Origin of the sequence: Spirosoma taeanense, from assembly GCF_013127955.1 — a bacterium.
In the GTDB taxonomy this organism is placed as follows: Bacteria; Bacteroidota; Bacteroidia; order Cytophagales; family Spirosomataceae; genus Spirosoma; species Spirosoma taeanense.
The window spans coordinates 1,255,068-1,274,046 of sequence record NZ_CP053435.1; the positions used below are offsets into that span (position 1 = coordinate 1,255,068).

The window sequence follows — 18,979 nt, forward strand, 5'->3', positions numbered from 1 at the left end:
CCAACCATAAAATCACGTAAATGCAGGGGAATGTCCTACCTTGGTACAGTGAAATTCAATTCTGCTATGAAGCAACTGCAACGACTTGGCCTGGTTCTGTTTATTAGCGGGTTTACCTGCTGGATAGTCATCTTGACGCTGGGCCAGTTTCGCCTAACTACCGCCATACTCGATCAGGTCGTTAAGCCTGAACACCGGGCGGTGGTGCAGACGCGAACCGCTTTCATGACCAACCGGCTGTATACCAGCAACGTAGCCTTCATTCGTGATTTTAATGGGGCCATCAGCGGCTACAACGAGGAGATGCGGGCCAAACAGGTCTGGGATAAAGTTATTTACGAAAATTATACGTTCGATGTGACGAAAGGGGCGTCGCTAGGGGTACTGACTAGCCCGCAGTCACGGCTCTGGTTCTGGCTCAGTATTGGGCTGGCAACCCTAGGCGGGCTGGTTTATGCGCTGTCAGGGCTTAAGCGGCTACCCGGCATTCGGAATAATTACCTGTATCGCCATCCAGCTACCGACCGGGGCTGGATCGGCATCAGCGTTGGGGTGTTTTTGATTGGCTTTTACATCGCCCTTTATTTTTACCCCGAGTACCTTACCAACTGGGTGCTGCTGGTTGATCCGGTTAGCCGCGCTCTAAACGCCGGGCCCGCCAGCCGCTGGTTTTTATATGGGTTCCTCTACACCATGGTCATTCTGGTGATGGGCGTTCGGATGCTGGTGAACTACCGGCATAGCCCCTATCAGCAACTCCGAACGGTATCGGTCATGTTTTTTCAGATCAGCTTTGCCTTTCTGATTCCTGAAATCATGCAGCGGCTCAATCAGCCCTATCAGGACCTAAAGAATATCTGGCCGCTCGATTACACGTTCTTTTTTGATTATAAAATAAACGAAAAACTACAGGCGGGCTCGCTCGGGATTTTCCTGCTGGTTTGGGGAATTGCGCTGGCGTTAATCGCCGTACCCGTTATGACGTATTTCTTCGGTAAGCGCTGGTACTGCTCGTGGGTATGCGGCTGCGGAGGACTGGCCGAAACGCTGGGTGACCCCTACCGCCATCTGTCTGATAAACGACTGAAAGCCTGGCAGATTGAACGAGTAGTTGTTCACAGTGTGCTGGTCTTTGCGGTCGTGATGACTGCGCTGGTCTTATACACCTATTTTACCGGTCAGAGCACCGTACTGGGCTTTCTGGATAGTTACAGCGTCCGCTCAACCTATGGATTTTATATCGGCTCCATCTTCGCGGGTGTGGTCGGAACCGGCTTTTATCCTTTAATGGGTAACCGCGTCTGGTGTCGATTCGGCTGTCCGCTGGCTGCCTATCTGGGGCTGGTGCAGCGCTTCAAATCGCGATTCCGGATTACCACCAACGGTGGGCAATGCATTTCCTGCGGCAACTGCTCAGCTTATTGTGAAATGGGAATCGACGTACGGGCCTATGCCCAGCGCGGACAGGACATTGTGCGGTCGTCGTGCGTCGGTTGCGGTATCTGTTCGGCCGTTTGTCCGCGGGGGGTGCTGAATCTGGAAGTCGGGCCGGTAGCGTCCCGGCGAATCTGACTGATAGCAACCTGCCGGCAGTAGGCAGTTCAGGAGAAACGCTTTACCTTCGTGTTGATCGCCCGCTTCACTATGGACCCGATTTATAAAGCGCTTATCGTTTGCACGAACCATACGGATTATCCTACCAAACCCCAAAAAACGGGCCTGTGGCTCAGCGAAGCAACGCATTTTTACGATGAACTGGCCGACCGTAACCTGCCCTACGACATTGCCAGTCCCAACGGCGGCCCGGTGCCTATTGACCAGAAAAGCCTGGAACGGCGCGACACGGTCAACGAGAAGTGGTACAATAACCCCACGTTCCGGCACAAACTCGAACACTCCCTACGGCTGGACGACGTAAACCCCACCGACTACCAGATTATCTATTTTACCGGCGGGCACGGGACGATGTGGGATTTTCCGGAAAACCCGAAGCTGCAGGAAATTACCCGCCGGATTTATGAAAACGGCGGCATGGTAGCAGCCGTCTGCCACGGCGTCAGTGGTTTGCTGAACGTAAAACTATCCGATGGCTCGCTGCTGATCGGTAACCGGCAGATAACGGGTTTTTCGAATATGGAAGAAAAGCTCGTCCGACTGGACGAGGAAGTGCCGTTTCTGCTGGAGGATGCGCTGCGGCAGAAAAACGCGCTGTACAGCAAGAGCCTGATTCCGTTCCTGCCGTATATTGAGGTAGACGAGCGGCTCATTACGGGTCAAAACCCTCTGTCGGCCCGCAAGGTTGGCCGAAAGGTGATGGAGGAAATGTACGAGAAATGACCCGCTACGTGCCTATTGATTGTTAGACAACCGCGTGGGGGAACACCTCGCGCAGCGGCTTCAACTCCATATCCTTCTCCGATACGATCGGGTTTTTGATGCCCCAGTCGATATCTAGGTCAGGATCATTCCAGATGATACCCGTTTCAGCAGCTTTGTTATACACGTTGGTGCATTTGTAGCTGAAAATGCTGTCTTCCAGCGCCACAAAGCCGTGCCCAAACCCTTCGGGAATATAGGCCATGTTTCCGATTTTAGCGTCCAGGAGGAAAGTTTCATATTGCCCGAACGTGGGGGAGTCTTCGCGCAGATCAACGGCAACGTCAAGTACCTGGCCGGTAATCACCCGAACCAGCTTGCCCTGGGCGAAGGGCTCGTTCTGCATATGCAGACCGCGCAGAACCCCTTTCACGGAGAAGGACTGATTGTCCTGCACGAACTCCATTGGTAAGCCCAGCGACGCAAAAAGCGGTTTGTTATATGACTCGAAGAAATAACCTCGTTCGTCTTGAAATACGCGTGGAATCAGTTCAATCAGGCCGCTAATAGACTTTTGTTGGACTTGCATAATGAATCGTCAGAATTAATACAGGCTGAACTCACGTCACAAACTTACGAAACCGAGGTTGTAGTCGTACCTTTGCCAGAACCTATTTATTGAGTGGGTTCTCTTCGCTGGCATGACCTACAACGAATTAAGCAATCAGATTTTTCAGAAACAGTCGTATTTATGCGTTGGTCTCGACACCGACCCGCGCAAATTACCCCATCATCTGCTGAGTGAACCGGACCCCGTTTTTGCCTTCAATCGGGCCATTATCGATGCCACCGCCAACCTGGCCGTAGCCTATAAACCCAACATCGCATTCTATGAAGCGCAGGGGCCGCGCGGCTGGGAAAGTCTCCAGAAAACACTCGACTATATTCCCGCCGACTGCTTTACGATTGCCGACGCCAAGCGGGGCGACATTGGCAATACGTCGGGCCTGTATGCTCGCGCCTTCTTCGACCCGACGGCCGCCGGACTGAATTTCGATTCCATCACGGTTGCCCCTTACATGGGCCATGATTCGGTCATGCCGTTCCTGGATTATGCCGGTAAGTGGGTTATTCTGCTTGCCCTGACCTCAAATCCCGGCAGTGCGGACTTTCAGCGACTGGCAACGGGCGATAAGGAGGAATTATTCGAAGCGGTGATTAAGAGGGCCCATACGTGGGCGGGGCCTGACCGGCTAATGTTTGTCGTGGGGGCCACGCAGGCCGACGAGCTGAGCCGTATCCGGGCGTTGGCACCGGACAGTTTCCTACTGGTACCGGGCGTAGGCGCACAGGGGGGGAGTCTGGCAGACGTGTCGCGCCGGGGTCTGACGGCAGCCGGAGGGCTACTGGTCAATGCATCGCGGAGTATTCTGTATGCCTCAAACGGCACCGACTTCGCCGATCGGGCTCATGACGAAGCGAAAGCCCTGCAAGCCGAAATGGCAGAATATCTGGCCGTGGGCAATCGGCAGTAAATGATTGTATATTGATAATCACCGCTGCCGACCGTCCGAAGCCCTACGATTAAAACCAGCCTGCACCGGGAATACGGAACGGCCAGGGAATGGAAGCCAGAATCAGTAAAAGTCCAAGGCCGTAGAAGATACCTACCAACCGCTGTTTCGTTACGGCGTCGGTTGCGCGCTTGGAGCGCGAGTAGCCAATTGTGATGAGCACGATGGCGATTAACATCCCCGTAATATGTTCGACGGAATAGAATCGGTAGAGTTTTTCGCTCATCATACTGAAATTAACCTTGGGACTGATGAAGTACAGAATCAGCCCAAGTACTAGTTGCGTGTGAACTGCGATGAGGGTAAACAAATACAGCTTGCGATTGCCATCGGTGTAGCCGCTGTTGCCCTGCCATTTGCCAATGGCCACAATGACAGACACCAGTAACAGCACCAGAGCAACCCAGCGAAGCCCGGAGTGGGCATGAACTAATCCAGGATACATACGATTTTCAGCTAAAGAAAACGATTTATTTTGCCCGTAAAGAAACAACCAAATCTGCCAACTTCCGCCGACACCTGGTTGTTTGAACCGTATGATTCTTTATAACACGACCTATAGCGTTGCTAACGAAGTAGCGCGCGAATGGCTACACTGGATGCGAACCGACCATATACCGGCGCTGCTGGCAACGGGTCTGCCCATCGGTCACAAGCTGCTGCGGCTCCTTACCGAACTCGATAATGGCGGTACAACCTTCTCGGTGCAACTGGATTTTACGGCAATGGAAGACTATTTCACTTACCAGAATCTCCACGCAGACGCCATGCAGCAACGCATACAGAATCGATTCGCCAACCAGTTTGTGTCGTTCGATACGCTGCTGGAAGATGCCTGATTCCCTACCGCCGGGTAAATAGATGCGGTCAGGATTGTTCGCTACGTCGCCAGCGCGGATTTTAGCAGATGAATTCTATCCGTAACTAGTGTATGAACGCCCGCCGGTTTCTGCTGCCGGCGATGGCATGGGTGTCGGGAGGACTGTGGAGTTGGTGCATGCTGATCGCCATTGCTGCCCATGCGCAGCTTTCCGTTTCGTTTCCCGTTGCACAAACGGTTTTTCAGCGCAACAATACCAATCCAACGCCATGTACCGTAGCAGGTCTGTGCCCGGGCGCAACCGAGCGCGTAGAGGCCCGGTTGACGGCTCTCCTGGCCGATGGTGGTCCTTCGACCGACTGGCAGACGCTGGACGCCCAGCCGGTATCGGGCCACTTTGCAGGCCAGTTTTCGGCAACGGGTGGCTGGTATCGGCTTGAGGTGCGCGCCTGGCAGGGCTCAGCCATACTTGCTACAACCCAGGTGCAGCCGGTAGGCATTGGCGAGGTCTTTGCTATTGCCGGGCAGTCGAACGGGCAGGGCGTCCGGGATCGGGATGCCGCCAACCCGGCTGATGGACGGGTTATCTGCGTTCCGCATTTCAATCTGACAGATACGCTGCGCCTACCGCTGCCGGGCCTGTCGGCTCCCGTATCCGCCACTGGTGTGGTGGGGCCGCGTGGACTCACAAGCTGGTGCTGGGGGCGCCTGGGCGACCGGCTGGCGGCTCGTCTGCACGTACCGGTACTGTTCTATAATGCCGCCTGGTCGGGCACGGCCGTTCGCAACTGGCGGGAAAGCATTACCCTCGATAGTACCGCTACGGCTTACGGCGATTATTTTCGGCCTGGCATGCCCTACGGGAATCTCAAACGTATCGTGCAGGATTACGTCCCGCTGACCGGTCTGAGGGCTATTCTATGGCATCAGGGCGAAACCGAGTTTTATGACACCGACCCATCGGCGGCTTCTTACGTAACGGACCTGCAGGCCGTCATCAGCCGAAGCCGGCAGGATGCTGACTTTAATCTGCCGTGGGTCGTGGCGCGGGCGTCGATGGACAATAATCTGTTCTTCAATTACGGCATGACGCATTACGATCCGGTTATTTCGGCCCAGAACCGGGTCGTGCAGGAAACGCCGAATGTGTTCTATGGTCCCGATACCGACGTAATTCAGATGCCCCGCACGGATGGCGTGCATTTATCCGGCGAAGCGCTCATTCAGACGGGCGATGCCTGGAACGATTTGCTGACCGACGATTTCTTTCTTCAGACTCAGCCGCGTTTACCCGGTGCCGTTGCGCTGACGGACCTGAGCCTTCGGATGCAAACGAACACGCCCACGCCGTCGGTGAACCAGCCCATGGGCATAACCCTGACCATCCGCAACGATGGGCTGCAGCCCGCTACGAACGTCCGGCTTCGGTGCGATCTGCCGCAGCCGCTTACGTTTGTGACCGGTTCGGGCGTTACGCACCAGCGAGGGCTGGTGCTGGCAACTCTGCCGAGTGTAGCTCCGGGTGTTCCTGTATCGCTTACGTTTACGGTACAACCCGGCCGCGCCGGAATCTATCAGCCCGTTGCGGAAATCGTCCGGGCCGATCAGCTTGACACGGACTCGCGGCCCAACACCAGCTTTGGCGACGGACAGGATGATGTGGCCCGAATCCGTTTCCGAACGCGCGTGACTGACACGATACGTTTCGAAGTGCCGGTTTCGGTCAATGCCGATCCGTTGCCGGAGGTAACTTCTGCTCAGCCGCCGACGGAGCCGGACAAGGCCGATCTGAGTTTACAGATGAGTCTCAATCAAGGTTACGGTCGGGTAGGGCAGGTGGTATCCGTGAGCGTAACCGTTACGAATCGGGGTGGGCGCGCGGTTTCAACTGCTCAGGTGGGTTGCCTGTTGCCTGGAAATCTGACATTTCTAGATAGCCCTACGATGAGTCTGTCTGGTAATACCGTGCGAGGAACCGCTGGCGATGTAGACGTTGGTGCGTCGGCTACCCTGTTCTTTCGGGCAACAATTACCAAACAGGGCTCTGCCATACTCCGGGCGCAGATTGAAGCCTCTACCGGAACAGACCCGGACTCAACACCGGATAATGGGTTCAACAATGGCGAAGACGATACGGTACAGGTAACGATGCGAGTAAGACCGTAAAGCGAAATCCCTCAGTGACCAAAAAACATAATGTGCTGCTGGGGTAACCGATCATCGTTTTTCAACAGACGTAAACCAACCGCTTTCATTTCTTTGGTGGCCTGCGTTACACTCAGTTTGTGGAGTTCTTTGATGGGTACGTTCGGGTCCTCGGCGCGGTACTCGACCAGAACAATCCGGCCATCCGGTTTCAGGGCCTTGGCAATGTGCTGCATCATCTCACGCGGATAGGAAAATTCATGGTAAGCGTCGATCAGAATCGCCAGGTCAATAGACCCGGCTGGCAGCTTTGGGTCAGATTCAGTACCCAGCACGGGCTGAACATTAGCGGTCTTATGCTTTGTTTTTCCGGCATTAAGATACTCGATCATTTCGGGCTGAATATCAACGGCCAATACCTGGCCTTTTGAGACCTTGGGTGCCAACAGAAACGTAAAGAACCCTGTTCCGGCGCCAATGTCGGTCACCACATCAGTAGGTTTTAAATTGAGGGCTTTCAGCAGCAGATCGGTGCGTTCTTCGCGCTCCCGTTCGGGTCGTTCGAGCCATGACGCGCCGAGGTGCCCCATAACCTGTGCGATTTCGCGGCCCATGTATAGCTTGCCGGTGCCGTCGCGGGTAGCGTCTTTATACTGGTAATAGCCGGTAGTATCGAAAGTTGCCTGCGCGGGCGATTGCTGTTGGGAAGAGCTCCGACCGCAGGCCAGCAGCGAGGTAAAGAGCAGAATGCAAAGGCGATGCATACGTTGATTGTTAGTTCTATCCATAAACCATCCTGGGTCGAAACAGTTGTTGAAGGGAATCAACTCTGTCTGTTCTCCCATGAACCTTATTCTTCATTTACTTCTGGATGCCGCCGTAATCTTCGGTTTGGCGTACATCATGCCCCAGGTTGACGTGAAAAGCTTTGGAACGGCGCTGCTGATTGCCGTGCTGCTGGGCCTGCTCAACTTCTTTGTAGGCTGGATTATCCGCTTCCCGCTAAACCTGGTTACGTTCTTTTTGCTGACCGGTCTGATCCGAATCCTGGTGACCGCTATTCTTCTGAAACTGATTGACCGTTTCATGGATAGCTTTACCATTGTTGGCTTCTGGCCTGCGCTGGTTATTGCTATTGCCGTGGCCGTAGCAGGTACGCTGATTGACCGCTCGGCGCCAAGCAAACGCATGGTCGAGTCTGGTTACGTAACGGCGGTTCCGGTGCTGGACAGGCTGCAATAGACCCATCGACTAAAACAAAAAGGACGGTCCAGGCCGTCCTTTTTGTTTGCAATACGTTTTATGTCTGGTGGCAATTAATCACTCCGGCGGCCACCCATCAGGATGCTGGCGTAATAGAGCAGGGTAGCCAGCGAACCTAGAGCTGCAACGACGTAGGTCATGGCCGCCCACCAGAGAGCATCCTTGGCGTAACCGTATTCCCGTTGATTCACGACGCCATTATTCTGAACCCAGGCCAACGCCCGACGGCTTGCGTCGAACTCAACCGGCAGCGTAATGAAGCTGAACAGGGTCGTCAGGGCAAACAGACCCACCCCGATAGCCAGTGGGATAGGCGTGGTCTGCAGCAGCAGAATCCCGGCCAGGATCACCCATTGCAGGTACCGCGAAGACACCGACAGAGCCGGCACCAGGGCCGAACGAAGCCGAAGGGGACCGTAGGCTACTTTGTGCTGTACGGCGTGACCACATTCATGGGCTGCGACGGCCGCAGCCGCTACGCTCCGACCGTAATACACATCGGCACTCAGATTAACGGTCTTTTCCTGTGGATTATAGTGGTCGGTCAGCATACCTTCAACCGACAGGACACGCACATCGTAGATGCCGTTCTCGTTCAGCATCCGCTGGGCAACTTCTGCACCGCTAAGGTTGTTACTCAGGCCAACCTGAGAATACTCATTGAACTTACTCCTCAGCCGCCAGCTCACAAATGCGCTCAGGCCGAAGATGATAATCATTAATAAGAAGGGTGATATCATGGTCAGTTAGTCAGGTTTGATGTTTTTTCAGACCGGCAACTTATCTGCCCGTCTCTTAGTAAACAACAGATTCGGTGAAAAAGTCTCCCGAAAATTGAACCGCTTATCAAGTCCCCGGCCCGTTCGGCCGGTCTTAAGTCCATCAAAAACTCTGTTTAATCCGCTCGATCAGGGCGGTTGTAGAGTAGCCGGGCACTAAGGCGACCGTTTCGACGCGGCCACCCCGCGCCAGCACAAAATCGGCCCCGACGATGGTGGCAATGGAATAATCGTTGCCTTTCACCAGAATGTCCGGTCGAACGGCCTCGATCAGTTCGAGCGGAGTCGGTTCATCAAAGAGCGTCACTAGGTCGATGAATTCCAGGGCCGCCATCAGCCGGGCGCGGGCATATTCATTAACAACCGGGCGAAGTGGCCCTTTAATGCGGCTCACCGAAGCATCGGTGTTGAGCCCAAGAATCAGGCGCTGGCCCAGGCTGCGGGCTTTTTCGAGGTAGTCAATATGGCCAAGATGCACAATGTCGAAGCAGCCGTTGGTAAAAACGATCTGCTCACCGTTGGTCCGCCACACGTCGGCCTGCTGGATAGCCTGTTCGCGGGTAAGAATTTTGGATTCCGTCATGGGTAATAAACTCGATTACTGCTGCAGTTTAATGGCATCCGGATCAGTCAGGACATCGTCGGCGGTAGAGATTTTATTCCGTTTCAGCAGCACGACCAGCAGACTCAGGACGCCCAGCACAATAATCATCAGCGTCGATACGCCGTGGATGAACGTCGCCAGGACCTGACCATCCTGGCTGGTGAGGCTATATAGCAGCGCCACCTGACCCACCAGCAGATGAAACGAGCCGATACCACCGGGCGTCGGTGCGGCCATCCCCAGCGACCCCACCACAAGAATCGTCAGCCCCGCCAGCGGACCGAGACCGGCCGTTGCAGGCATGGAGAAGAACAGTACGTAGGACATCAGGAAATACATCGTCCAGATGAGCAGCGTATAAAATACAAACGCCCCCGGCCGCCTGAGCTTCCGCACGCTTAAGAGGCCGGCAACCAGACCGCTGAGAAACCCGCTGACCTTCTGATAGAGGGGATGGCGGCCCAGAGCCTCCCGGTAGCGATTGTACAGGAACCAGGCCAGAAGTCCCACGCCCAGCAGGACGGCACCCACGAACAGCAACACCCCCGATCCGCTCGATCCCTTCGGTAACTTGCCGCCCAGAAACTCGACGAAGAACTGGCTCAGCCGGTCAAATTCCAGCACGAACGTAGCCGCCAGCAGCAGCAACAGCATCAGCACATCGAACAGCCGCTCGGCTACTACCGTGCCGAAACTTACGTTGACCGGTACCCCCGACAGTCGGTAGAGCGTACCGCAGCGGGCAACTTCTCCGGCGCGGGGCAGGGCCAGGTTGGCGAGATATCCGGTCAGTACGCTCACGGTTGCGTCGAGCGACGTAGGGCGCTGCGGTACGACCGGCTCCAGCAGAAGCCGCCAGCGCTGAGCCCGGCTCCAGTGGGCCACGATGGTCATCACCGCCGACAGCAGAACCCAGCGGTAATCGGCCGCGCTGATCTTACGCCAGAGGTCGGCCGCGTCGAGGTGACTCTGCTGAAACGTAAACCAAAGCAGTCCTCCGGCAATCGCCAGCGAAATGAGGTATTTGAGAATGTTTTTGACGTTCATACGAAGTTGGAGAAGCGAATTGCGCACCCAGAATGGCCCGGAGCCATCAGGCCGGATTAGCGACTTATAAAAAACTCCGCCACAAAGTAACGGAGTTTCGTGAGATGGTTGCCAAAGGTTAATGACGATCAGACCGTCACCAGTCGGTTATTGTCATCCGGGAAAACAACGGTAGGCTTATGCGTTCGGGCTTCTTCCTGCGTCATCATGCCGTAGGCAATGATAATGATGATATCGCCAACCTGCGCCCGGCGGGCTGCTGCCCCGTTGAGACAGATAACCCCTGAGCCGCGTTCGCCTTTGATGACGTAGGTAATGAGCCGTTCGCCATTGTTGTTATTGACGATATGGACCTGTTCGTTCTCAAGCAGCCCGGCCGCATCCATCAGGTCTTCGTCAATGGTGATGCTGCCGACGTAGTTCAGTTCGGCCTGCGTGACTTTTACGCGATGGAGTTTTGATTTTAATACGTTGACAAACATAGTTGGTTTGGTGGTACTCCGCGTCAATCCAAAACAGACACGATGAGTTAGGGAGCGTCTGGAGCGCGGCAAAGGTACACTCTTTCCCCGCGCCTACCAACGATCGTCCCGAAAACAGCCCCGGCCAATGGTTGGTTCCGCTTGCCTAACTGCCTGATCAGTAGACCGCCATTTCCGGCTCGATGTCGCGCGCCCAGGCGTTGATGCCGCCGTCGAGGTTGTAGAGGTTTGTCAGGCCATCCTGGGCGTAGAGATAACTGACAACATTTGCCGAGCGGATGCCGTGGTGACAGTAAACAACCACGGGCCGGTCGGTGGGGATGCGCTTGCGGTTATTGGGAATCATACCAACCGGAATCAGCACGGAGCCTTCGAGGTGGCAGAGGTCGTACTCGGGCCGCTCCCGAACGTCGAGGAGGAAAATATCTTCGCCCGTGGCGAGCCGGTCGGCGAGCTCCTGCACCGACATTTTCTGCGGTCCGGCCGCGCCGGGTGCTGGTCGGGTAACCGAAGTCAGACCCTGTCGGGCAAGGTCTTCCGCGTCGACCCGGCGTTTGGTTTTAATTTTCTGCTGGCTCATGTTCAGCAGATCGACCATCAGCAGGTGTTCGCTCAGCGACTGGCCAATGCCCGTAATGAGTTTAATGACTTCATTGGCCTGATACGTCCCGATCACTCCCGGCAGAACGCCCAGTACGCCGGTGTCATTACAGTTGGGAATCTCGATCTCGTTGGGATACTCGGGAAACAGACAGCGGTACGTCGGGCCGCGCTGGCCATTGCCGAGGGCGTTGTTGAGCACGGCCACCTGCCCTTCGAAGCGATGAATGGCCCCGTACACGAATGGCTTGCCGAGCGTTACACAAACGTCGTTGACCAGATAGCGCACCTTGAAATTATCAGTGCAGTCAACCACTATGTCATATTGCTCGATAATTGTCCGGGCGTTGCTCGCATCAAGCGCCATCGTGTACGTATCGAACGACAGATCGGGGTTGAGCCGGTTGAGGTGACTAACGGCAATCTTCGCTTTAGGTTTGCCTACCTCGTCGGTTGTGTACAGCACCTGACGCTGGAGATTGCTCAGGTCCACCACGTCGGGGTCAATAACACCAATGGTGCCGACGCCGGCCGCCGTCAGGTAAAGGAGTACCGGACAGCCAAGCCCTCCGGCCCCAACGACCAGAACACGGGCATTTTTAAGCTTTAGCTGACCCGCGGCCCCAATTTCGGGCAGATTCAGGTGCTTCTGATAACGTTGTTTTTCGGCAGGCACTAACGTCGTCGCTTCCATAGTATTAGGCGTTGTACAACTCCAGCAAAGTGTTGCTCTATTCCAACAGATTTTCGTTTGCGAAAATTGCGCCGGATTGACTCCAGGCGCGAATATTTCGTAAACGTGTTTCATTGGCCCGTAAAAGTAACCTGAATTAGCTTAGCGGCTGCGCACATTCAGGCTGGCTTCGTCGTCTTCGCCGGTCGCATACCCATTGCCCGGCGTTGAATCGGGGTCGGCTTTGGTGGCAGATTGAATCTGCGAACGGAGCGTTCCCGAACCGGTCACGCGAACCGGAAAGGTTAAGGTAGCCGACTGGTTGGGGCTTATGTTGGTAAGGGTTCCGGTTACCGTCTGACCGACGATAATCAGCCCGCTTGAGTTAGTAACCTGCCAGCCAGTGGGCAGCAGCGTCTGTACGGTTACGGAATCGGTCAGCGCACCACCCCGATTGCTCACCTGCACATTAACGGTCGTTACGTCGTTCTGATGCAGAATCTGGCTGCTTACGCTAAGACTTAACCGCAGGTCGGATTTAGCTAGGTCAACAGGAGGCTGGTTGTCGCGTAAATCGGGCAGGGGCGTCTGGTTCGGATTGGGCGAGGTGATCAGCGGGCCGTCGCGGTCGGTAGTTCGCAGATCGACCGTAACGGCGTCATCCTGACCGTCGCCGGTGCCCGAGCCGGGCTGACTGTCGGGGTCGGGCGTCTGGCTGGCGGTGATCTGAACGGCCGTCGCGAACGTCCCCGACTTAGCTGCTTTCAGCCGAAATACGTACAGCTGCGTTGCGCCGTTGGCAATGGCATTCGCGTTGATCGTAACGATGCCATTCGCTGCCCTGATGTCGCCCGACAGAGCATCCACAAACGTAAGCCCATTGGGCAGCAGATTTTTGATCACAACGCCCGTAGCTGCCTGCGGACCGGAATTGGTGAGCGTCAGCGTACAGGTAACGGGCTGATCGATAGCCACTGTCCGATTGCTCAGCCGCATATTTAGTGACAGATCGGCCCGACCCGAAACTGAACAGGTCGTAAATGGGGGCGAGGGCGCGCTGCTCACCGAGGGGTTGCTGGCCACAATCCGCAGCCGGTAGGTCGTAGCTTCGGGAAGTCCGGCCGGTAGGGTTGCCGTCAGGGGGCTGCCGGAACCTGAACCAATGGTCGTCGGGTTGCCGAAGGAACCGTCAGCGTCCGAAAGCTGCACCGTAAACGTATTGCCGGGTGCAACAGGACTTTCGGTCACTTCAAACGATACGCTGAACGAACTGCCCGGGCAGGGCGACGTGGGCGAAAGCTGTGTCAGGGTAATGACCGGCGGCAGGGGCGGTACAGATTCCATCGGGAAGTACAGAATGTTGCGTCCGTTCAGCAGACCCATCTCAAACCAGAAGCCGCTCCCCGTGTCGCCCTGCCGACGTACCGACAGCCGGTATCGGCCCGGCTCAACGCCAACTACGCCATTGGCAATCGGCATATAGGCACGGATATGATCGAAATCAGCAAAGTCCGTATAATCCGGCAGGGTAGAACTGGGTGCAGCCACCTGCCAGTCGGTTTTGTCGAAAGGCCCGCCGTCAATACGCTCCAGCCGAATCTCCATCGGGACGTCGGCACGTACCATAGCCCAGAACGCATGACTTTCGGTCTCATAGCGGTAACCAAATCGGAACAGACCAGGGTCGGCGGTTCCTCCGCTAACGGGCTGGTAAATGGGAGGGATAGAGGATGTAGGCGGAGCTGATTGATCGACTTTAAACGGTTCACTGAGGGTTCCCGTAGTGGCCGGATGCGTCGTCAATGTCCGGAATTGATACTGTCCATTAGGCATATTTCCCGGAATTGTAACCGCCAGAGGATTGGCCGTGCCCCGCGCCGATTCATAGACGGTAGTGCTGTTATCCGCGCGGATAAACTGCGCGAAATATTGATTGTCGGCTTCGACCGGGACGGCACGTAATGAGGCTATGGCCAGGGATTCGCCCGGTCGACGGATGATAGGCAGGGTATACCCGCTTGTCAGCAGAGAGGATTCGTCGGCGGGCGTAAACGGCGTAGCGTTGAAAAAGAAATTATCGTCCAGGCTTTGCTCCCAGGTTCGAACAAAGCGATACAGCCCTGGCCCCTGTAGATGAATGCCATCGGGCCGGTTCTCGGGACCGGTTATACTGTCGGTAGCCGGGCCCGGAAAAACATAAGGGACTTCGGCAATGAGCCGGTTCTGAGCCGCAATGATGCTGGGGTTGGTCTGGTTATTAATATAGCTGACCCGCGACATAACCCAGGGCAAAGGAGCCAGGCCAAGCTGCTGCCGACTTTTTTCGATGACGTACCGGATGTTATCGTAATACACCTGCGTGCTCGTAGACAGGTCGCTCTCGCCCTGATGCCAGAGGACAGCCCGCGCGCCCGTTCGCGTCACGTAATGCAGCAGCACCGCCCCCAGTCGACGGTAAACGGCGTCGTTGGGGGTTGGCCCGATGTTACCCTCCGCCGACCGACGCCATTGTTCGCTGCTGGTACCGCCCAGGGCCGCGCCCAGAAACAAAATCGGTACGTTCAACTTCCGCACCAGCCGATCGCCCAGGATTCCCCACAGGTGCGGAGGCTGGCTGGGTCCAATACTGGTTCCGTAGCTGACGTGGCTGAATTGCAGCGGCAGAAGTTGTTCGCTTAAGCTGTCCTGCCGGAAATCAATGCACGACACTCGATCCTCCTCAGCGCTCGGTACCCGCTCGAAACCGCCAAACACATTCGACTGGCCGGCGATGATAAACACTTCGCCCACACCCACGCGATTGACGTGCGCAACGTCTAATACGGTTGTGTCGGCCTTAGCCCGAACATCGAGCCGATACCAGCCCGACGTAACCGCCACCATTCCCCGAAACGCCGACGAGGCAGGCAGCCGGTCAAGCGGGGTCCAGGCCGTTACGTTACCCTGCCCGACGACTAAGGGCACGAACCGGGCCTCAACGACGGTTGCGCCGGATGGGGCCATACAGGCCACCAGCACACTGGCTTCGTTGAATAACGTACGCTGGAAAACCATGCGCGGCACGGGGCTGGTGATGCGCAATTGGGCGAAGCCAGAAACCGTAGACAGGCTGATAAGTACGAGCCACCGGACATAAATGAACATGGCGTGAGTTGGGTGGATAGGCTAAACAAAGGAAGCCAAATTGCCAACTCAGCCAAATAAAGTAACTGAACGGAGTATGTTAATCAGATCATGGTTATCGGACGGAAAGCGTTGTCTATCTAGTCTGGTAGTCAAATGATTATTGATTATCGTATGCGCAGGCTTAAGGCACCTTCATCATCTTCACCCGCTGTGTAGCCGTTGCCGGGCGTTGAATCGGTGTCGGCAATGGGCGTCGCCGAAATCTGGGATTTCAACGTTCCCGAGCCGCCCACCCGAATCTGTAAGGTCAGCGTGGCGGAACCCTTTACAGGTACAATTCCCACGGAGCCAGTCACGGTCTGGCCCTGCACAGTAAGGCCGCTCGTGCTGGTGAGTTGCCAGCCATTAGGCAGCAGCGTCTGGATGGTTGCCGAATTGGCCTGGGCGCCCCCCCGGTTGTTCACCTGCACACTGACGGTCACGATGTCGTTGGCCCGCACAATCTGTTTGTTGACGCTTAGCCCTAAGCTCAGGTCTGCTTTAGCGGGGTCGGTAGGAGGCTGGTTATCCTGAACGTCGGGCAGGGGTGTCTGGTTGGGGTTGGCCGAAGTAATGAGCGGGCCGTTCCGGTCGGTGGTGCGCAGATCGACCGTAATGGCGTCATCCTGGCCGTCGCCGGTGCCCGAGCCGGGCTGGCTGTCGGGATCTTTTTTGTTGCTGCCGGTAATCTGGGCGGACGTCGCGAACGTACCTGCTTGGGTTGCCTTCACACGGAATACAAAGCGCCGGGAAGCTCCATTAGCGACCGTGCCCGCGTTGATCGTAACAACACCATCGGCTGCGCTGACCTCTGGGGCCTGTGTATCCACGTAGGATAATCCCACCGGGAGCAGGTTTCTGGCAACCACCTCGGCAGCGTCCTGGGGGCCGTTGTTCGTGAGCGTAATCGTGCAGCTAACTACCTGTCCAATGGCTGGGGTGCGTTTATTAAAGTGCATGGTAAGCGACAGATCGGCCTGTGTACTGCTTACTGAACAAACCGTAAGCGACGCGCTGGGTGCGCTCACAACGGCGGGATTACTAGCCGCCACCCGAAGGCGGTAGTGCTTGCTGGCGGTTGTGCTGCTGGGTAGTGTTGCCGTAACGGGGCTGGACATACCGCTTCCAATGACTGTCGGGTTAGCATCGTCGAAGTAACCATCCTCATCGGAAAGCTGCACTGTAAACGTATTGCCGGGTGCAACGGCGCTTTCGGTCACCTCGAACGCAACGCTGAACGGACTTCCTATGCAGGGCGTAGCGGGCGTCAGGGACGTAATATTGATAACCGGTGGCAGGGCGGGCACAGTTTCCATCCGTTGAAAGAGGGTAGTGCGGCCGCTCTGAAGCGTTGTTTCAAACCAGAATCCAGAGCTGGTGTCTCCTTTGCGACGTACGGAAAGCCGGTATCGGCCGGGTTCAACGCCACCAATACCACCCGCCAGCGGGGGGTAATTTCGGATATAGTTATAATCGGCGAAGTCGGTATAGTCAGGGGCAGCATAACTCGGTGGTGCTTCATGCCAGCTTACGTCGGAGAAAGGGCCACCGTCGATCCGCTCCAGCCGAACCTCCACGGAAACGTCGGCCTGCACCATCGCATAAAAACTGTGGCTTTCATTTTCATACCGATATCCCAGCCGGACTATATTCCCATCAGCCAGGCCACCGTTGACCGGGGGGAGGGTGGGGTTACCCGGTGGCGTTGACGCGGCAAAATAATCCACCTTAAAGGGCTCGCCCAGGGTACCGGTCGTAACCGGATGGGTCGTCAGTGTACGCAGCCGGTACTGGCCATCGGGTAAATTGCCGGGAAGCGTTAAGGCCATGGGATTGGCCGTACCCCGCGCCGATTCGGTAACTAAGGTGTTGTCTGATGCGCGTAGTAACTGCACGAAATACTGATTGTCGGCTTCGGCTGGGGCGGCTCGTAGGGAAGCCGACTGAACCGTTTCGCCCGGCCGACGAGTCAGCGGCAGAGTATAGCCGGTTGTTAATAGCGACGATTCATCAATGGGGCAGTAAGGAACCGAACGCGCAAAGAAGTCGTCATTAAGGCTTTTGTCCCAACGATCAACAAACCGAATCAGGCCGTTACCGCCAAAATGAACATTATCGTCCAGCCGGTTGTCGGGGCCGGTTAAATCATCGGTAGACGGACCTGCGAACACATCATTTACTTCAGCAATGAGCCGATTCTGAGCCGCAATGACGCCGGGGTTTGTCTGGCCCTGCGTATAGGTTACCCGCGAAACCAACCAGGGCAACTGATCAAACTCAAGCTGCTGACGGGTTTTCTGAATGACGTACTGAATGTTATTGAAGTACTGCGTACCCGACGAACCCACATCACCTTCACCCTGGTGCCAGAGGACGGCCCGCGCACCCGTCCGGGCAACGTAATGCCGAAAGGCAACACTCAGACGTCGGTAGGGGAACGGCTGCCCCGATGCATCCGTTGCACCAGCCGCCGATTGCCGCCACTGGTCGCTGGAAGTTCCTGCCTGAGCCGCACCCAGGAACAAAACCGGTACGTTCAGCCGACGTACCAGACGGTCGCCGAGCCGACCCCAGATATGCGGGGGCTGACTGGGACCGGTGCTGGCTCCGTAGCTGATGTGGTTGAACATCAGCGGCAATAATTGCTCATCGAGATTATTTTGACGGAAGTCCACGCATGATACCCGATCTTCTTCGGCGCCCGGTTCCCGCTCAAAGCCGCCCACCATGTTCGACTGACCGGCCACGACAAAGACTTCGCCGATACCAATCCGGTTAACTTTTGTTTCGGTCAGCAGCGTTGAGCCGGCTTTGGCCCGAACGTCGAGCCGGTACCAGCCCGCCGTAGCGGTCAGTAAGCCACGAAAGGCTTTCGAATCAGGAAGAAACGCCAGATTTTTCCAGACGGTTGCCGTCCCCTGACCAACGGCTAAGGGAACCAGTCGGGCTTCGACGGTAGTCGCAGTTGAAGGCGCAAGACCCGCCACAATGATGGTTGCTTCGTTAAACTGATCTCGTTGGAAAACCATCCGGGGCACCGGATTGGTGATGGTGAGTTGCGCGAGGGCAACGCCTGGCAGCAGGCCGACGAAAGTCAGCCAGAACCGCAGTGCGCGTAAAAGCATGAAGTAACAGTTACAGTGTCCAGTTGGATGCAAACAAACCTACTAAATCTACTTAATTAAAGGAAATTAAAAACGCTCCCATTATTAGTAAACTGTTAACAAATCTGATCATTTAATTTATGAAAAGTGAAATAATTGTAATATATAAGGGAAAAGCCAAAGACTTGATTCGGATTTCGGAAAGGGGATTCCAAATCTGATTAAGTATTTTTCAGAGTTTGCCGGATGAAGCTCACCCAATAAAAATTATCTAAAACCGTGCCAAAACAGCCATAGACTTACCGATGAAGGCCGTACTCGCTCAGCTGCCTGACTAGACCTTTTAAATGCAGGAAGGCGAAAACCCGATGGTTTTCGCCTTCCTGCAAGTTGTTTCGGGTGTATTG

16 protein-coding genes are annotated in these 18,979 nt (G+C 55.7%); 6 read left to right on the forward strand and 10 right to left on the reverse strand.

Translation table 11 applies throughout. The features are described from left to right. Positions 1 to 66: 66 nt before the first annotated feature. Both HNV11_RS05390 and HNV11_RS05395 read left to right on the forward strand, forming a co-directional pair. Positions 67 to 1,572 carry a 4Fe-4S binding protein gene (locus HNV11_RS05390; RefSeq protein WP_171738694.1) on the forward strand — a complete coding sequence of 502 codons (1,506 nt, stop codon included), beginning with the start codon at positions 67 to 69 and terminating at the stop codon, positions 1,570 to 1,572. A 72-nt stretch (positions 1,573 to 1,644) separates the two neighbouring features. Then, on the forward strand, positions 1,645 to 2,337 hold the full coding sequence (locus HNV11_RS05395) for a type 1 glutamine amidotransferase domain-containing protein (RefSeq protein WP_171738695.1): 693 nt from the start codon (positions 1,645 to 1,647) through the stop codon (positions 2,335 to 2,337). A gap of 22 nt (positions 2,338 to 2,359) precedes the next feature. Here the strand turns inward: HNV11_RS05395 and rfbC are convergent, their stop codons facing one another. After that, on the reverse strand, positions 2,360 to 2,905 hold the full coding sequence (gene rfbC / locus HNV11_RS05400) for a dTDP-4-dehydrorhamnose 3,5-epimerase (RefSeq protein ID WP_171738696.1): 546 nt from the start codon (positions 2,903 to 2,905) through the stop codon (positions 2,360 to 2,362). Between the two features lie 112 nt (positions 2,906 to 3,017). Between rfbC and pyrF the strand changes: the two genes are divergently transcribed. Next, positions 3,018 to 3,851, forward strand: a complete 834-nt coding sequence (gene pyrF, locus HNV11_RS05405) for an orotidine-5'-phosphate decarboxylase (RefSeq protein ID WP_171738697.1) — start codon at positions 3,018 to 3,020, stop codon at positions 3,849 to 3,851. Between the two features lie 49 nt (positions 3,852 to 3,900). Here pyrF and HNV11_RS05410 read toward each other — a convergent pair whose 3' ends face one another. Then, positions 3,901 to 4,335 carry a cytochrome B gene (locus tag HNV11_RS05410; RefSeq protein ID WP_171738698.1) on the reverse strand — a complete coding sequence of 145 codons (435 nt, stop codon included), beginning with the start codon at positions 4,333 to 4,335 and terminating at the stop codon, positions 3,901 to 3,903. A gap of 91 nt (positions 4,336 to 4,426) precedes the next feature. Between HNV11_RS05410 and HNV11_RS05415 the strand changes: the two genes are divergently transcribed. Together HNV11_RS05415 and HNV11_RS05420 are read left to right on the forward strand one after the other, a co-directional pair. Beyond that, positions 4,427 to 4,729: a DUF4286 family protein gene (locus HNV11_RS05415; protein ID WP_171738699.1), complete on the forward strand. Its 303-nt coding sequence runs from the start codon at positions 4,427 to 4,429 to the stop codon at positions 4,727 to 4,729. A gap of 92 nt (positions 4,730 to 4,821) precedes the next feature. Continuing rightward, on the forward strand, positions 4,822 to 6,876 hold the full coding sequence (locus HNV11_RS05420) for a sialate O-acetylesterase (RefSeq protein ID WP_171738700.1): 2,055 nt from the start codon (positions 4,822 to 4,824) through the stop codon (positions 6,874 to 6,876). An 11-nt stretch (positions 6,877 to 6,887) separates the two neighbouring features. Here HNV11_RS05420 and HNV11_RS05425 read toward each other — a convergent pair whose 3' ends face one another. After that, positions 6,888 to 7,619 carry a class I SAM-dependent methyltransferase gene (locus HNV11_RS05425; protein WP_171738701.1) on the reverse strand — a complete coding sequence of 244 codons (732 nt, stop codon included), beginning with the start codon at positions 7,617 to 7,619 and terminating at the stop codon, positions 6,888 to 6,890. Positions 7,620 to 7,698: 79 nt separating this feature from the next. On the opposite strand from HNV11_RS05425, the gene HNV11_RS05430 reads away from it, so the two are divergent. Continuing rightward, positions 7,699 to 8,097 (forward strand): phage holin family protein, encoded by a 399-nt coding sequence (locus HNV11_RS05430; protein WP_171738702.1) that lies wholly within the window; start codon positions 7,699 to 7,701, stop codon positions 8,095 to 8,097. Between the two features lie 74 nt (positions 8,098 to 8,171). Here HNV11_RS05430 and HNV11_RS05435 read toward each other — a convergent pair whose 3' ends face one another. From HNV11_RS05435 to HNV11_RS05465, 7 genes are all read right to left on the reverse strand, one after another. Continuing rightward, positions 8,172 to 8,837, reverse strand: a complete 666-nt coding sequence (locus tag HNV11_RS05435; RefSeq protein ID WP_171742070.1) for a zinc metallopeptidase — start codon at positions 8,835 to 8,837, stop codon at positions 8,172 to 8,174. Between the two features lie 163 nt (positions 8,838 to 9,000). Continuing rightward, positions 9,001 to 9,480, reverse strand: a complete 480-nt coding sequence (gene rfaE2 / locus HNV11_RS05440) for a D-glycero-beta-D-manno-heptose 1-phosphate adenylyltransferase (protein WP_171738703.1) — start codon at positions 9,478 to 9,480, stop codon at positions 9,001 to 9,003. A gap of 15 nt (positions 9,481 to 9,495) precedes the next feature. Continuing rightward, positions 9,496 to 10,548 carry a lysylphosphatidylglycerol synthase transmembrane domain-containing protein gene (locus HNV11_RS05445; protein ID WP_171738704.1) on the reverse strand — a complete coding sequence of 351 codons (1,053 nt, stop codon included), beginning with the start codon at positions 10,546 to 10,548 and terminating at the stop codon, positions 9,496 to 9,498. A 128-nt stretch (positions 10,549 to 10,676) separates the two neighbouring features. Then, the gene (gene panD / locus HNV11_RS05450; RefSeq protein WP_171738705.1) at positions 10,677 to 11,030 is read right to left on the reverse strand and encodes an aspartate 1-decarboxylase; all 354 of its coding nucleotides are present in this window, start codon (positions 11,028 to 11,030) and stop codon (positions 10,677 to 10,679) included. Positions 11,031 to 11,187: 157 nt separating this feature from the next. Further along, positions 11,188 to 12,324 (reverse strand): molybdopterin-synthase adenylyltransferase MoeB, encoded by a 1,137-nt coding sequence (gene moeB / locus HNV11_RS05455; protein WP_171738706.1) that lies wholly within the window; start codon positions 12,322 to 12,324, stop codon positions 11,188 to 11,190. A 141-nt stretch (positions 12,325 to 12,465) separates the two neighbouring features. Next, a complete protein-coding gene (locus tag HNV11_RS05460) occupies positions 12,466 to 15,447 on the reverse strand; it encodes a sialate O-acetylesterase (protein WP_240163785.1) in 2,982 nt (993 codons plus the stop codon). A gap of 146 nt (positions 15,448 to 15,593) precedes the next feature. Beyond that, positions 15,594 to 18,593 (reverse strand): sialate O-acetylesterase, encoded by a 3,000-nt coding sequence (locus tag HNV11_RS05465; protein ID WP_171738707.1) that lies wholly within the window; start codon positions 18,591 to 18,593, stop codon positions 15,594 to 15,596. Positions 18,594 to 18,979 lie beyond the last annotated feature (386 nt).